Below are 14,877 nucleotides of genomic sequence, written 5' to 3'. Positions count from 1 at the left end.
TTGCCTGCCGCCGTCGGGCGTTCAGGGAGCAGGGAGGTACTTCCGGCCCAGGGTCAGCCAGCCGGCCTTGGTCTGGTCCTGCGAGGCGTTGGCAAAGCGCAGGGGCACCCCGTTGGCGAGGGGGTTTACGGCGCGCACCAGGAGGGTGTAGTTGCCGGGGGCCAGCCCGCTGACGCTGACAGGCGACTTCCACTGGACCGTCATTCCGGGCTTCACGGCGGTGAGTTTCCACGATGTTCCCCACGTCCTGGCTATGTTTCCAGCGCTGTCCACGGCTGCGATCTGCACCGGCCAGTCGTAATAGAAAGGTGCCACCCCCACGTTGCTGACCATCACACTGACGTCGCTTTGGCCGGTCACGGTTCCGCGAGTGACGGCGAAGGAGGTCGCGTGGAACCGGTAGCCCAGGGACTGGGCCGCGGCGGTGGCGTTGCTGAGCGCCTGTCCCGAGTAACCGGGGCTGAAGGCGTGCTGGTTGAGGAGCCAGGAGGCGTGGGTGGCTTGCACGCTGTCCGTGAATTTGTTGTCGGCACCGCTTTCCACAACGGGGCAGAGCATGGGAGCGTCGAAAATGCAGTGCTGGATTTCGGGCCGGAGTTCTCCGCCCACCGGCTGGGTGAGCCATTTCTGGGTGGCGCCGGCCTGCGCCATTTTGTCCATGAAATGCCACCCGGTCCCCGGCAATGTGCTCACGGCGAAGGAGTCGTCGTGGTAGCCCACGTTCAGGCTGCTGTTGGCGGCGTCCGGGTACCTGACCTGGAGCTTGGTTTTGGTGAAGGCCTTCGTATAGGCCTGCAACACGCGCTGCTGGGAGGCCGGCGATGCGAGCCAGTTCTCGGCGGACGCCCACCCGTCATGAGGGTAGGTGTGCCATTCGCCCCAGAAGCCCAGGAGGCCCATCTGGATGAACCCGATCCGCGGATCGCCGTTGTAGCGGGACCCCAGCGCGGCGATGAAACCATCCATGGCGTCCAGAAGGCGGGGGTCGTCGTAGTTCGGGGAGACGCTGATCCCGCCATTGCCGTGGTCCCAGTAGGCATGGGTGGCGAGGCCGGAATTCAGGAGGTACGCGGGGACGCCGGAGGGCTTTCCCGGATAGTCCAGGTAGAACCTGAACACCGCTTGGTGGCCCCTCGCGGCAATGGCGTTCAGCTGCGATTCAAAACCTGACCAGTTGTACGTGCCCGGGCCGGTCACCACCGAACTGACCGGCACGTAGAACCACTCCATGGAATGGGGCACCCCGGTGTAACTGCCGGCGTACGGAACGAACCCTGCAAGGGGACTGCTCGCCGGGACAGGTCCGGCGGCCAGGGAAGCCCACTCACCCGCCGGATCCGCTGCTTCGGCCGGAGAAACCGCTGATCTGGAAGGAACGACTAATAGCACCGCAGCCACCAGGCATGACACAACAACAGCAAGCACAAGCCGCCAGTGCCGTGCTAATCCGCGCGAACGAAACCCCAAAGTATTCAATTGCATTCCCCCTGAGACCCGGTGCAAGCACCAAATGAGACCAAGCAGTGAAAAACATCGATGAGACCAGGAACTTCTGACGCCACTCCCAATGGCGCTTCAAACTGAGTACTTCGGACTGATCCTAAGGCCAAAAGCACCAGTCACCTCAGGGAATTCTGTAACTCTTTTCGAAACTTTTGTGCTGAATATCAGCCCCTAACCCAAGGCAGTACGCATGACCCCCATGACATCCCCGTCCCAAACATTTAGAACTTCGCCGGGAAGGACGCTTCCGGACCCCACTGCTCAGGCCGAGCGTCCGGTGGTGGACCATTTGGTGCTCGAACGGCTGAGGGAGGAGCTGGAGGATGACCGCGGCTATACCGGCATCTTCGTCGCCGACTTCGTCCGCTGCCTCCCCGGAAGAATAGAGCGGCTGCGCCACGCCCTCACCACCGGGGACTGGGAGGGCTCGTTCGACGCAGCGCTGAGCTTGAAGACCTCCAGCCAAATGGTGGGTGCGGAGCAGTTGGCTTCCCTGGCCACGGACCTCGAAGCCGAATTGCGCAGCGACGCCACCGCGGCGAACCTTCCGGTTGCCCTGCCGCAGCTCGCAGCTGCGTTTCTCGCACCAATCCTCCACTGCAGCACAAGGACCATGGACAGCCTCACGTCCCGGTATCCGAGCCCTTCACGCCGCTAAACCCGCCGCGGAACTCCGGTTCACTATTCTTACGGGCGATCGTCTTACAGAGGGTTTTGTATGGCCCGCCCCGGAGCACGGCACAGAAGCTGTTTCCCAGTGCCTACACTGGAAGACGATTTGTAAATGTGAGCTGGCTTACGGCAGGGGTTGTGGAGGGCATGGCGGCGAAGGACGGCCGGGCTGAACCGGCGGAGCTGGATGACATTGACCGGAGCATCATCGCGGAGCTCACCCGGGACGGCCGGATGTCCGTGACGCAGGTGGCGGAGAACGTCCACATCTCCCGGGCGCACGCGTACACCCGCATCAACCGGCTCACCTCTGAGGGCGTGCTGTCCCGGTTCACGGCGTTGGTGGACCCCATCAAGGCCGGGCTGAAGTCCTCCGCGTACGTGACACTGAAGCTCAAGCAGGACTCCTGGCGGGAACTGCGCGACCAGCTCGGCGCCATCCCCGAGGTGCACCACATTGCCCTGGTGGGCGGCGACTTCGACGTCATCCTCCTGGTCCGCGCCGTGGACAACATCGACCTCCGCCGGGTCATCTTCGATCAGCTGCAGTCCATGCCCGGAGTGCTGGACACCCAGACGTTCCTGGTGTTCGAGGACGTGGATACCCGCTAGCCCGGGCTGGTGCGCCGGGACCGTCACCACTTTCGACGCGCATATTCGATGTCGCGGCCCAGATAGGGGGTGCGTCAACGAACTTGCGCAGCGAAAACGGCGCAGCCAGCCGGAGGGTCAGCCGGCGCCGGACGTCGGGGCTGGCGCTACCGTCTCCCCCGTACCCGAACCCGCAGTGGGTGCCGGCGTGGGGTTGTTCACGGACGACGTCGGCTGGCCGCCTCCGGCAGGCTGGCTCGCCGGGGCGGTGGGTACGGGAGTCGCGGCCGGGGCGGGGGCGAAGGTTTCGGCAGGTGCACCGGCCGGAGCCGTGGCCCCGCCTTGAACAGGTGAAGACGTCGGAACCGAAGTGGGGCCGCCACTGGGCCCCGCGGCCGGTTGAGTGGTCGGCGGAGTGGTGGCAACAGATGTGCCGCCCCCGGCAGGAGAGCCCTTCACGATAGCCGTGATCTGCTCCTTGAACCCGTTGAGGGTGGCCTGGATTTCGGAGAGCGGGACGTCGCGGATGTTCCGGCCATACTCGGCAATCTGCGCCCACAGCGCCTCAAGCTGCTGCTTGCTGGCACCGTCCAGCGGCCTGTCGAGCGTCAGGACCAGCTGGCTGGCCAGGGCGTACGTGAGGCAGTCCAGGCAGTTGTAGTTGGCCGCCGCCGAAAGGTTCTCCGGCACGATCACATCAGTCTGTCCCACGATCAGGACCACCTGGAACCCCACGGCCACCGCCGCGCAGCCGGAGCAGTTGGCGAACGCGTAGGCCTCGTTGGCAGTGGTGACGGGAGCTCCGTCCTCCGCCCACACCAGCGCGAACGCCACGCTGTAGGCAACGGAACCGTCAGTGGTGTTAACGGCGAGCGCCTGGTTCCCGTCGGCCTCGGGGGCGGCGGGCCGGTCGAACGGGAACACCCAGGACGGCGCCGCAGTGCTGGAACCCGCCGGACCGCCAGAAGGAGCGCCGCCAGAAGCACCACCGGCGCCAGCAACCACCGGCACCAGCACCATGCTCAGCTGCGGGTTGTCCCGCGTGGGCTTCGTGGCGCCGGCCGGCCACAACGCCACCGTCTGCCCGGTGCCGCCCTGCCGCAGTTCCCCACGCTCACGGGCGGGCAGGATGGCACGCGTCGCGTCCCCCAGCGTCCCGCGTTCGTACGCCTGCACCGGACGGTACGTCCCGCCGTCGGGCCACCATGCCCAGGCGAGGTCGCCCAGCAAAACCGCGACGACGGTCATGGCCGCGGTGCGCTGCAGCGCCTTGCCGCGGGTCTTCTTCCACAAACCGGTGACCAGCTGCCGCAGCAGCCGCACCACGATATACAGCAGGCCCAGTACCGGGATGGCCACAATGACAATGGCCACTCCGCGCACCGCTGCGCCTAAAACGTCCCCGCCGTCAAGTGACGCCGCCAGCATCTCCTGCTGCCTGCCCACACTCGCCCAGCCCGTGGCCAGCAGCCTGGGCAAGGACAGCACCATCATCACCATGCTGAACAGCAGCACGGGGACGGTTACCAGCACCCACACGGTGACCACGGCCCGCGCCCACGGCTTGAGCACCTTGCTTTCGGGGTTCCCCCACCGCCAGGGCAGGATCCCCAGGAGGGTGGGCTTGATGCGCTGGAAGAGGTCCGGGACGCCGGTGGCGTCGGCCAGGATGTGGTAGCCGTCGTACTTCACCAGCGGGATCAGCTGGCGGACCATCTGCAGGATCTGCGTGACCACCACCAGCAGCAGCGCGTCGAAGCCGGTGGCCCACCAGAGTCCCATCATGGCCACGGCCACGATGGCGTTGAAGTACAGCCCGCCCAGGTCCGTGCGGATCCTGCCGCCGCGGCCCAGCCGGTAGGAATCGGTGACGTCGGTGAAGAACGCCGGCCACAGCAGGTACAGCCCGGCGCCCATGGCCCCCGGTGTTGCTCCGCCCTTGCGGGTGGCAGCGGCGTGGCCGAATTCGTGGAATCCCGCGGACAGGATGGTGACGGCCAGGATCAGCAGCAGGAGGGCGGGCTGTTCGAACGCCTCATGGGTGGCCGAGCCGAGGCCCTTGACCATGAGCACCCACCAGCACGCGGCCAGGAACGCCGCCGTCACGGCCACCACCAGCAGCGGGTGGAACAGCACGGCAAACGGGGCGGTGATCCTGCGCGTGTGCTCGGGATCGGACACGATGTAGCGGAACCGCAGGCCCAGCAAAGGGTTCGACTTCCTGACCTCCGGCTGGCTGCCGTCCGCGAGCCGGAGCACGCCCATCGGCAGCAGCTGCGAGTCCATCAGGGTCCGCACGTTGTCCGCGCTGACCAGCCGCCCGGAGCCTTCGCTGACGTGCCGGGCAATGCCCTCGAGGTCCCGCGTCCCGTCGGCGGCCTCCAGCACCAGGTACAGGAGCCTGGTCAGCTGCAGGGTCTGGCCGTCGGCGCGGCGCACCAGGGCGGGCGGTTCGCGGTAACCGGACCCCTCTGCGGTGCCAAGCAGCTGGACGCCGTCAGCGCGGGCGGGAAGGTGGGCTCCCGCCGTCGTTATTTGGCCCGGCGGTTCCTGGGCAACGGTAACGCGCGACGGCGGCCGGCCCGCCCCGGGAGGCGGCCCGCCGTGGGTCTGGGTCATGTTGGTTTACTGCTGCAGGTCGGACGTCTGGCCGGCGGTCGCGTCTGCGGAGCCGTCAATGTGCTGCGAGATGGTGGCGCTCTGGTCCGAGATGGCGTACGCCTGGCTGTCGATGGAGCCGATGTTTGCGGCCACGGCGGCGTCGATGGGTGCAGCCACGTTGGCGTTTGCTGCCACGGCACCGTTGATGGGGGCGGCGATGGCAGCGTCCGCGTCCAGATTCACATCCACGTTCAGCAGGTTGCCGTTGAGGGCGCCGGCTGCATCGGTTACGGGGTCGGTCACGGCATCGGTGCCGGGCAATGCGGAGACGGCTTCCGCCGCTCCACCGGTGGCGCCGGCGTCCGTGGTGCCTGCAGCGGCCGGGTCTGTAGCTCCCGCGTCCGATGCGCCGTCGCCCTGCCCGATCACGCTGTCCTGCTGGGACTCGGCGTTAGCGTCGGCGGTGATGCCCTGGTCAATCGCGGCGTCCTGGGTGGACAGGGCCTGCGCGTCCGAACCGTAGGAAAGGATGTTGGCCGAGGCCGCGGCGTCAATGGGTGCGGCCACGTTGGCGTTCGCGGCGACTGCCAGGTCAATGGGTGCGGCGGCGTTGATGCCCAGATCCAGGTCCGCGTTCAGGTCCAGGACCGATGCCACTTCCTTGTCCGGCAGGGCGGTGGCCTGCTCCTGCAGCAGTTCTTCGTCAGTGAGGGGACGCATCTGGTTGTCCATGCTTGAAAAACCTCCGGTGCAGCGCGGGTGCTCTGCCCCCAGCGGGCAGCCCGCGCTCCATAATACTAAGCATGATTAGCAGTTTTGCGAATGGACCGTAACCACTTTCGACGCGCACCTTCGATATCGCTGCCGTAAATCACTTTCGACGCGCACATCCGATGGCGCGGCCCAAATAGCCCCTGCGTCAGCGGACATGCGCAGCGAAAACGAGCCTGCGCAGCGAAATCAGGGGCAGGCGTGAGCCCCAGTTGAGGGCAACCTGAGGGACCGTGCGAACTTGAACAAGTCTTGAACTTTTCTTGTCGGTGGTGCCCGGTTGACCTTGAAACTGGGGCGGCAAAGTTGTTGTTGTCAGCCGATGGGGCTGGCAAACAGTCCGCAGGCCGCACCGGCCGGCCATCACGAAACGGATCACCATCATGGGTCTCAACCTCAAGTCCACCACCGGCAAGGTCCTCGCTTCCACCGCCCTGGTTGCCGCCGCAGCTTCCGTTGCAGGCCTGGGTACCTACGGTGCCTTCACCTCCACCACCAGCGCCAGCGAAACGGTCGCTTCGGGCACGGTCAACGTGGCCCTCGGCGCCACCGGCACCGCAGCGAACCGCCTGTCCGTCGCAGCAAGCGGCCTGGTTGCCGGCGACACCGTCCAGCGCGCCGTGACCCTGTCCAACACGGGCAACCAGAACCTCTCCGCCATCACCCTGACCACGGTGGCCTCGCCCACCTCCAAGCTGGACACGGACGCGGTCAACGGCCTCCAGCTCACCGTCGATGCCTGCTCCGTCCCGTGGACCGAAGCCGGCACCTCCCCCGCCTTCACCTACACCTGCACCGGCACCGTCACCCAGGTCCTCGCTCCCCGCGCCGCCGTGGGTGCCAACATGGCGCTGGCAGGCCTGAACTCCGTAACCTCCGCCGCTGCTGACAACCTCCGCGTCACCGTCACGCTGCCGGCCTCCGCTGACAACACCTTCCAGGGCCTGTCCAGCACCGTCGGCTTCAGCTTCACCGGCACCCAGCGCACCGCCACCAGCAAGTAACCAGTTCCGCCACCAGCCGTTCCGCACGGCGGCGCGGATGCCCAGGCATCCGCGCCGCGGAATCAACCCACACACCGCCAGACCTGAACCGAGGGCATCATGACCACGCACACCCAGTCCTACCCCGGACGGCGACGCGCCGCCGCCACGCCCTCGTACCCCAGCACCGCCGCAGCAACCCGGGCCGCGAAGACCGCAGCGAAACTGGCCGGCAAAGTCCTGATGGTGGGCATCATGGTGGTGGCAACAGCAGCCTTCCTCTTCCTGGCCGTGGGCCCCCGGGTGTTCGGCTACCAGACCTCCACCATGCTCACCGGCTCCATGTCGCCGCTGATCAACCCGGGAGACGTGGTGGTCAGCGTCCCCACCCCCGTCACGGACCTCAAGGTGGGCGACATCGCCACCTACCACATCCCCGTGGAGGACCAGCGGATCGAGACCCACCGCATCACCGACGTGACCCACGCCGGGGCCTCCACCACCATCCAGACCAAGGGCGATGCCAACAACGGCGCCGATCCCTGGACCGCCACCATGGCCGAGGACCACGCGTTCACCACCGTGGCCGTCATCCCGCACCTGGGCGATGCCATCCGCGCTCTCCGCTCCCCGGTGGTGGGGAAAGTACTCCTCTACGGCGCGCTGGCCGTTCTGGTCCTGCTCCTGCTGACCAGCATCTGGTCCAAGCCTAAGGAACCCGAGGAGCCCACCGCTTCCGCCCACGGCACGGCAATTCCCGCTACCATCCCCTCATGAGCACAGTCGCTGCGGATGGCCCGGACCGCACCGGGCAGGACCATGGCGCCGTGCTGGACAGGTCCTGCCTCACCGACCTGGCCGACCAGCTCGCCTCCCCCGAAGCGGCAGCCCAGTTCGCCGCGGTGTTCATGGAGATGCTCCCGGAACGGGTGCTGGCCATCGAAGAGCCCCTCGCGGACACCCGAGTGCAGGCAGCCCGCACCGCGGCACTGTCCCTCGGATCCTCGGCGGCCATGATCGGCGCCCAGCAGCTGGTCCGCGATGCCGGCCTCATCAACCAGCACCTCAAAACGGGATCGCTGGAAGCAGCCCGGGAGGTCGCCGCCCGGCTCAGCGCGGACGCCTCCGCCGTGGCCGCAGCCATCGAGGACCTGCTCGCCGGCCAGTAACCGCGCACCCGGGCACAGCCAGGACTTAGGCAGTCAGGGCAGGGCCCGACGGCGGCGGGTCAGGACACGAGCGTCAGGACAGGGACGACGGCGGCACCAGGCCGTACCCCACCCCGCGCACAGTGCGGATGATCTGCGTGTCGGAGCCGCCGGAGCGGATCTTCCGCCGCAGGTTCCCGATGTGCACCTCCACCAGGTGCTCGTCCGTGGCCCACTCATCCCCCCACACGCGGCGCAGCAGGGACTCCTTGGTCCACACCCGGCGGGGCGCCCCAATAAACGCGGCCAGCAGGTCGAACTCGGTCCGGGTCAGCACAATCTCGTTGCCGGCCACGTGGACGGTACGGGACTCAGTATCCACACGAACCGGCCCGTGGACGCTCGCCCCGGCACCGGAATCAACCTCGGCCGGCGCCTCGGGCACAGCGGACTGCTCCGGCCCGGCAGAAGCAGAGGCGGCGGACCCGGCACCCGCTGCCGTGCCGTCGTCGCGGATCCCCGGCCGGGGACGCCGGAACATGGCCGTGATGCGCGCACCCAGGGAGCGGGGGCTGAACGGCTTGGTCACAAAGTCGTCGGCACCGATCTGCAGGCCCAGGAGCTCATCGATCTCCTCCACGCGGGCGGTAATCATCACCACGTAGGCGTTGGAAAATTCGCGCAGCCGCCGGCACACTTCGGTCCCGTCCAGGTCCGGAAGGTTCAGGTCCAAGGTGATCAGTTCCGGCTGGTGTTCCCGGATCCTGGCCAGCCCGTCCATACCGTTTCCCGCCACCACCACGTCAAAGCCCTGCATGCTGAGCGTCCTGGACAGCAGCAGCTGGATGTCCTTGTCGTCTTCAACAACTACGGCCCTGCGGTTGGTGGATTCAGTCTGCATGAGCCTTAGCATTCCAGACAGCGCGGCCCTGTTCACCCCACGAAGGCAGGGAGTCGCGAAGATTCTTGAGGAAAGCTTGAACTGCCACCCTGCAGTTGTTGAAGCCCGGGGCCCAGAATTGAAACAAGGCAAGAACTACGGAAGGCAGCAGCGGGACATGGGCAGGTCAAGGCACTCAGGCGCAGCACGGCATGTGGGCCGTCTGCTTGCCGGTTTTGTCCTGGCCCTCTTCCTGGCAGCCACCCCCGCCATTGCCCAGGCCGCCTTCAGGGCCACCACCACCGGATCGTTCACCGCGTCCACCTACGTGATTCCGGCGCCCGCCACCATCGCCGGCACCTACTCCTGCGATACCACCCGGCCCTTCGGCTCCACCATCAACGTCACCAGCTACGGCAAGGTACCGCGTGCCACGGCCTACCAGCTCACGGTCATCGCACCCGACGGCACCTCGCTGTCCCAGACGTTCACGGCCAACACCATCACCATGACCAAGCCGTCGTCACTGAAGAACGGCACGTACACCTACGAACTCAGCGCCATGGTGGGCACGTGGACCGGCACTCCGTACCGGGGCACCTACACCTGCTGACCGGGTGGCCGTGAAGCGCCCCTCACCTGCCCGACGCTCACCGTTACCGCCTGTGGGCTGACGCGTCGCCCCAGTACTGGTAACTGTCGTAGCAGTCGCGGGAGCAGAACACCGCGGACGGTGTCGGCAGCAAGGCCAGCCCGCAGTACCGGCATTTCGGCTTGGTTCGCAGGATCTGCTTCACGATTCTCAGCATGGATGCAGGCTAAGCGTTCAATCCGCGCCTGTGACCAGTAGATCGATACCCCACTTTTCCGCGCCGCTATACCTGCTCTGCAGCCTTCAGCGGCAGCACCAGAGGCGGCAGCAGCGAAGAAGTTGCCCTTTCATAACCAAGTAGAGGAGCTTGCCGGTTCGCCTTGCGCTGGGCCTTAGTCTGATCGGTAGTTGTCGCTCGCTCCAAAGGAGTTGGGTGCCAGCCTGGGGGGGTAGAACGAGTAGCGGTACTGGATCCGGCCCGTTTACGCCCAGGATTTGCAGCACAGGATGAGCAGAAGGTTAAGGAGCGATGGCTGGCATCAAAGGCGCTCCGGGACCGCGGAGGTACCCGGTTCCGGGCTTGAAGTCTAACTACGGCATCGGCTCCGATTCGCTGCCAGCAAGGATGATGCCCGCCGGGGGAATGGCGGACGCGTCCTTCATTCATACGGGATCGGTCGGAAAACACGGATACACTTCCTACGCCAGCCCGGGCATGGTCGCGGCCCGGCCCCTGAAATCGCCGGTCATATCGTGAAGCATCTGGACCTGACGGGGATGCCGTCGCAGAAGCGCAACGGGAATCCACCTGGACCGGGGCACGCTCGGTGCGCGCGGCGTCAACATTCATAAACTTTGCGCCCTCGTTAGGCTCGGTCGCCCCTGCGGTCCGGATGTCGTCGACAAATGGCTTTTACAACTTCACGCGGGGACCGGGGGAAGTTCACACCCGTTCTGGCCGCGGGAAATGCGAGCCTGCGGCGGTTCGTCCGCGCACCGCTCTAGATGAAAGAGCGGCACGGAGGCGGCGACGGTGGAGTGCCAATGATCGACAGATCAGCAGTCAGCACAAGGCTCAGCATCAGCAGATCAATAGTTTCATGGCCCACAGTAGGCGGGATAGATCTTCGCGAGACACCATCGCCTCAATTTGCGCTCACTGCCTGAGCTGCGGGTACGTAATTGCATCAAGCCGCTGTGTAGAGAAAGATGAGACGCCCCGCCACGGCGGGGTTCAGAACTCGGTGTCCGCTGTTCTATAGGACTTGGCCACGCACCCAAGTGCGTTTAGCAGTCAAGCAGCACGCCAGACGGGTTATCCGAGTTAGTCACCGAAGTTTCCGCTCAAGGCTTGGCATGGCTCAAACTCCAACTCCCGGACTCAAAGAAATCCGAGGTTCTCGACGCAAAGCCAGTCTCCCCGTCCCAGACTCGAAGGAGGTGCCCAGGACCGTGCCACAAAGAACCCAGAACATCGGTGTGGATGCTATCGAAGAAGCCGACTCCGACGATGCGACCGCAAGCATGAAAGCCACGGCGGCCCATACCTCAAGGCTGCGATGTCTCGCCAAGCCGCGGAGTCTCCGGAACATTGCGATTCCGAAGACCGCAGCGGCGGCTATCATCGGCCAGCCTAGCCAGGCGAAGTAGAGTCCCAGCAAGCTCTCCGCCCCTACACCCATGGATCCGATCTCAAGGGCTGCTTGGTACCCGGTAGTTCCGAAACCAAGTCCAAGTGGGCTGGTCAGGCCTGTGAGGAACCCCGTCTGCAGCCCTTCGGAATGGCTGGCTGTGTTCCCCTGGTCAAGGAAGGTCACAATCATGAACACGCCGAGACCGGCGGCGACAAATACGCCGGCCAATCGTCCAACCTTTAGCCAAATGAAGTAGATGATGGTGACTACAGCGAAGATAAGCAACCCTGCGCGAGCATAGGAGACGTACAACGCCGCCACCGTGGCAGCAAGGTAAACAATGCGGGTGACACCACGAAGTCTTGCAACTGCGGCATATGCGCTGAGTCCCAAAATGAAGCCCATGACTGGAGCGTTCATGTATGGACCACCCGGCCTGAAAATAGTCTCTCCGCCGATACCATCCGCAAAGTACGCAGGAGGCAGACCTTCACGGAGGCTCAGGCTTTTAGCGTTGATACCTTCGATGTAATACCACACGGGGTCAAGTAGCGGGCGTTGCAGCACCTCTTCGCATCCAATCCAGAGGATTGTCAAAAACCCAAAGAAGATGATCGTCTTCTGAACAGACCTCCACCGGATAGCATCTCTCAGGGCGAATCCAGCAAACATCAAACCCAAAGGTAGAAGTACCTGCCGTGCCTGAGCCAAGCCGATCCCTGCGTCCGGAGAACGGATAAACCCGAAGCCGACGACAGCTACGAGTACAAGGACCAACCCTAGGGCTTTGAAGTTCCTCCTGTCCCCACTCTGAACCGCGTAAAAAATTGCACCTACGATTAGGGCTATTGTGGGGATGTCATCCACGTACTGTGCGTCGAGCGAATGCGTGATACTCAGCAATGACGATTGGGACCATCCTGCCGCCACAATCGTCCAGATCAGAAGCGAATAGGACCTGCCGAGCAGGAATAGGACGCTCAGCGCTGCTATTGCTATCAGCGCTAGTTGCATCGCAATTTCAGGCATAAGTCCCCCACAGAGTGATTTCAGTTTGAAGTGACGCGGTCAGCCCCGTAGACATTTTACGGCACGCCACTCCTAAGTAACCGCACAGGGGTAGCTCTACGAGCTAGTGAACAAGTTGAGCAAATGGTGTTCACTGTTCGGGACTAAAGACCCGCAACGTGACCTGAGAAACAGTGCATCGCTCGTCGACACTTACGCAGCGGGCTCCGGGCCTAACTTCGGTTCAACAAAACAAAGACATCGGACTGTTCAGGGCCAGTGTCCAAGCCAGTCCAGGTCCGTCGCCGGAATGAGCCGGAGGCTGCCCGCGAATGCTCTCGGCTTGATCCGCAGGGTCATGTCCGCTGCCGTCTCCCAGGTGGAGCCGATCTGAATATTCACAGTCATCTATCGGACTTTGCCCCCGCAGACGCGCACACGTACTCACGCAAGCCGAACCGATGGGTGCCGCGTATTATACACGGCATCAGACTTGCAAGGTCTGGGTAGGCATACTGGTGCTGCTGAAAGCACGCTGATGGGTCCAGAGGATCTAGTAAGGAGAACCTGGCTCTAACGCAGCCGGTACGTCTACTCATTGAAAACTCACGGGAAGGAACTGGAAACCAGTATGTAGCAGGCCTTCGTCTGCTTAATTAATCAGGTAATGCTCCTCTCGTCTCCGATTTGCTTCCGACCTTCGCACCGGAGGAATGCCAGTCGTTGCCAACACCTTCACCCCTATGAGGGGAAGCAGAACTACCGCTGCAGCGAAGGACAGCGCTGTGAGGGCGGCCCGTTCCAGGTCCAGAGGAGTTTGCTCTGATCGACGCCTGCGGCGGTGCCCACCGTCTATGAGTTCCATCATGGTGAGAGGCTACGAGACGGCACGTGGGAATTCACCGGTACCGACTACCTGTCTTTGCAACCATCAATACTGGTAGTTCAACGGGCTATCGGTACCCGTCCACGATCGCGGCAGCGATCTCTTTGTATGCCCGCCTGGTTTCCGGCTTCAGCACATCTAGGGTGACCAGATCCCCGTCGGCAACGCCGCGGTCGTGCGGCACGGCGATGAGCTCACGGCAGATCCCCGCCAGGTGCTCTTCAATCGCGTCTTTGTCCACACGGGAAGAAACCTCGTCCTTGTCGGTAATGACAACAATGGCATTCCGGGCCAGATCTTCGTAGCCGTGGCCAGCTAACCACTGGAGCGTGCTCCGCGCGCGCTTTGCACCTGACACCGCGTACCCGGCGGCAATGACCAAGTTGTCGGCAGACTGAAGAATCCCGCTCATCGCATTGTGCGTCACGCCCGTGCCGCAGTCCGTCAGTGCCACGGAGTAGTAGCCCGAGATAAGTTTGCGAATCCGCAGGTACTCCTCCGCGGTGAGCGAATCCGAGACTTCCGGGTCCTGCTCCCCCGCGATTAGGTGTAACCGGCCGGCATGGTGCATGTACCGCGCCAGCGCCGTCAGAGAGTCGATGGACTCGATGTTCTCCAACAGGTCCGTGATGGTCCGGGGACTGGCCTGCTGGTAGATGCCCTCGCCTAGGGCCCGCTCCACCAAGTCTCCCGAGTCCGGATTGGCATCAATGGCACATGGTGCATCACCGCGGAATTCGGCAAGGGTAAGGCCAACACCAACGGTGGTGGAGGTCTTGCCGATACCGCCTTTAAGGCTCAGGATGGCGGTGTTATAGCTGCCCTGGAGCTGGCGAGAGATCCGGCGGGCCAGTTCGTCCTCCTGCCGCTGCTTCGCCCCGGGGCCCATGTTCCAAGAACCGCCGGTCAGTTTGTACATGGCACCACGGAAACCGCCGACGGGGCGCGGCTTCTGTTCCTTGACGAACAGTCCGGGCGAGCTGATGAAGTCCGGGGCAGGGCTGCCTGCGATGGCATCAGCCACGGTGGGCCGGCTTCTCCGGAAGGATGGCGTCTCAGGTGCAACGTCCGATGGCGGCGCGGAGACTTCCGGAGCGGCTTCAGGAGCAGTGGCGTCACTTGGTACGGCGGAGCTGGGAGCTGCCGGGGCGGCAGTCTTCGCGGATACCGGTGCCCGGGTCGGGGCTGCCGGTCCCGGGGCGACTGGTTTGGCTGCGTCGGCCGCGGCCGCTGCTTCTGCCCAGGATGAGCGGCGCGTCACCGTGCCTCCGGCGTCGTTCTTGCGAGGCGTGTTGGGGGTTACGGCTGGCATGGTTCCTGTCCAGGCATCCTCAAGCGAGCCATCGGCACGACGAATGTCGCGGCGTCGGCGCAGCTGCGGCTGCCCTGCATCTTCTGCTGGGGCGCCTGCATTCTGATCCGCCGGTTGTGGCATGTCTGTCCCCCCGGACGCTCGGCAAACTGTTATGCAGTCTTCGTTCAGAACGTAAGTCTACGGGCTGTCTCAGGGACGTTCGTTCCGGCCCGCAGGGCCGTTGCTCCCGATCGTCGGTTTGTATTTCCGTGTCACTGGCGCAGCAAACTATCAATGAGGACTGCCCCGGCACG

General features: G+C 64.4%; 14 protein-coding genes. 6 read left to right on the top strand and 8 right to left on the bottom strand.

Features of this window, described 5'->3' with window-relative positions:
* Nucleotides 1-21: 21 nt before the first annotated feature.
* Entirely contained in the window at nt 22-1,242 is a 1,221-nt protein-coding gene (locus ACFV4R_RS19000) for a DUF4832 domain-containing protein (RefSeq protein WP_377203954.1), read from the bottom strand.
* 451 nt (nt 1,243-1,693) lie between these two features.
* Here ACFV4R_RS19000 and ACFV4R_RS18995 point away from each other — a divergent pair, with 451 nt between their 5' ends.
* Together ACFV4R_RS18995 and ACFV4R_RS18990 are read left to right on the top strand one after the other, a co-directional pair.
* The gene (locus ACFV4R_RS18995) at nt 1,694-2,161 is read left to right on the top strand and encodes an Hpt domain-containing protein (RefSeq protein WP_377203955.1); all 468 of its coding nucleotides are present in this window, start codon (nt 1,694-1,696) and stop codon (nt 2,159-2,161) included.
* Between the two features lie 161 nt (nt 2,162-2,322).
* Entirely contained in the window at nt 2,323-2,787 is a 465-nt protein-coding gene (locus tag ACFV4R_RS18990; protein ID WP_056075922.1) for an Lrp/AsnC family transcriptional regulator, read from the top strand.
* Between the two features lie 117 nt (nt 2,788-2,904).
* Here the strand turns inward: ACFV4R_RS18990 and ACFV4R_RS18985 are convergent, their stop codons facing one another.
* Both ACFV4R_RS18985 and ACFV4R_RS18980 read right to left on the bottom strand, forming a co-directional pair.
* The gene (locus ACFV4R_RS18985; protein WP_377203956.1) at nt 2,905-5,385 is read right to left on the bottom strand and encodes a PT domain-containing protein; all 2,481 of its coding nucleotides are present in this window, start codon (nt 5,383-5,385) and stop codon (nt 2,905-2,907) included.
* 6 nt (nt 5,386-5,391) lie between these two features.
* The gene (locus tag ACFV4R_RS18980; protein WP_377203957.1) at nt 5,392-6,099 is read right to left on the bottom strand and encodes a peptidoglycan-binding protein; all 708 of its coding nucleotides are present in this window, start codon (nt 6,097-6,099) and stop codon (nt 5,392-5,394) included.
* A gap of 422 nt (nt 6,100-6,521) precedes the next feature.
* Here ACFV4R_RS18980 and ACFV4R_RS18975 point away from each other — a divergent pair, with 422 nt between their 5' ends.
* From ACFV4R_RS18975 to ACFV4R_RS18965, 3 genes are all read left to right on the top strand, one after another.
* Nucleotides 6,522-7,142 (top strand): TasA family protein, encoded by a 621-nt coding sequence (locus ACFV4R_RS18975; protein ID WP_377203958.1) that lies wholly within the window; start codon nt 6,522-6,524, stop codon nt 7,140-7,142.
* 99 nt (nt 7,143-7,241) lie between these two features.
* On the top strand, nt 7,242-7,898 hold the full coding sequence (locus ACFV4R_RS18970) for a signal peptidase I (protein ID WP_377203959.1): 657 nt from the start codon (nt 7,242-7,244) through the stop codon (nt 7,896-7,898).
* Nucleotides 7,895-8,290 carry an Hpt domain-containing protein gene (locus ACFV4R_RS18965; RefSeq protein WP_377203960.1) on the top strand — a complete coding sequence of 132 codons (396 nt, stop codon included), beginning with the start codon at nt 7,895-7,897 and terminating at the stop codon, nt 8,288-8,290. Before ACFV4R_RS18970 ends, ACFV4R_RS18965 begins: the two co-directional genes overlap by 4 nt.
* A 73-nt stretch (nt 8,291-8,363) precedes the next feature.
* On the opposite strand, the gene ACFV4R_RS18960 is transcribed toward ACFV4R_RS18965, so the two are convergent.
* Nucleotides 8,364-9,170, bottom strand: a complete 807-nt coding sequence (locus ACFV4R_RS18960) for a response regulator transcription factor (RefSeq protein ID WP_377203961.1) — start codon at nt 9,168-9,170, stop codon at nt 8,364-8,366.
* Nucleotides 9,171-9,327: 157 nt separating this feature from the next.
* Here ACFV4R_RS18960 and ACFV4R_RS18955 point away from each other — a divergent pair, with 157 nt between their 5' ends.
* A complete protein-coding gene (locus ACFV4R_RS18955) occupies nt 9,328-9,762 on the top strand; it encodes a hypothetical protein (protein WP_377203962.1) in 435 nt (144 codons plus the stop codon).
* A gap of 43 nt (nt 9,763-9,805) precedes the next feature.
* Here the strand turns inward: ACFV4R_RS18955 and ACFV4R_RS18950 are convergent, their stop codons facing one another.
* The 4 genes from ACFV4R_RS18950 to ACFV4R_RS18935 all read right to left on the bottom strand — a co-directional run bounded on the left by ACFV4R_RS18950 (nt 9,806) and on the right by ACFV4R_RS18935 (nt 14,581).
* On the bottom strand, nt 9,806-9,958 hold the full coding sequence (locus tag ACFV4R_RS18950) for a hypothetical protein (protein ID WP_377227127.1): 153 nt from the start codon (nt 9,956-9,958) through the stop codon (nt 9,806-9,808).
* A gap of 1,144 nt (nt 9,959-11,102) precedes the next feature.
* Nucleotides 11,103-12,404, bottom strand: a complete 1,302-nt coding sequence (locus ACFV4R_RS18945; protein WP_377203963.1) for a hypothetical protein — start codon at nt 12,402-12,404, stop codon at nt 11,103-11,105.
* A gap of 249 nt (nt 12,405-12,653) precedes the next feature.
* On the bottom strand, nt 12,654-12,791 hold the full coding sequence (locus ACFV4R_RS18940; protein WP_377203964.1) for a hypothetical protein: 138 nt from the start codon (nt 12,789-12,791) through the stop codon (nt 12,654-12,656).
* 545 nt (nt 12,792-13,336) lie between these two features.
* On the bottom strand, nt 13,337-14,581 hold the full coding sequence (locus ACFV4R_RS18935; RefSeq protein WP_377203965.1) for a MinD/ParA family protein: 1,245 nt from the start codon (nt 14,579-14,581) through the stop codon (nt 13,337-13,339).
* Between the last annotated feature and the right edge of the window lie 296 nt (nt 14,582-14,877).

The organism is Pseudarthrobacter sp. NPDC059871 (assembly GCF_042731175.1).
Taxonomy (GTDB): Bacteria; Actinomycetota; Actinomycetes; order Actinomycetales; family Micrococcaceae; genus Arthrobacter.
This window is presented reverse-complemented; position numbering and strand designations above follow the sequence as displayed.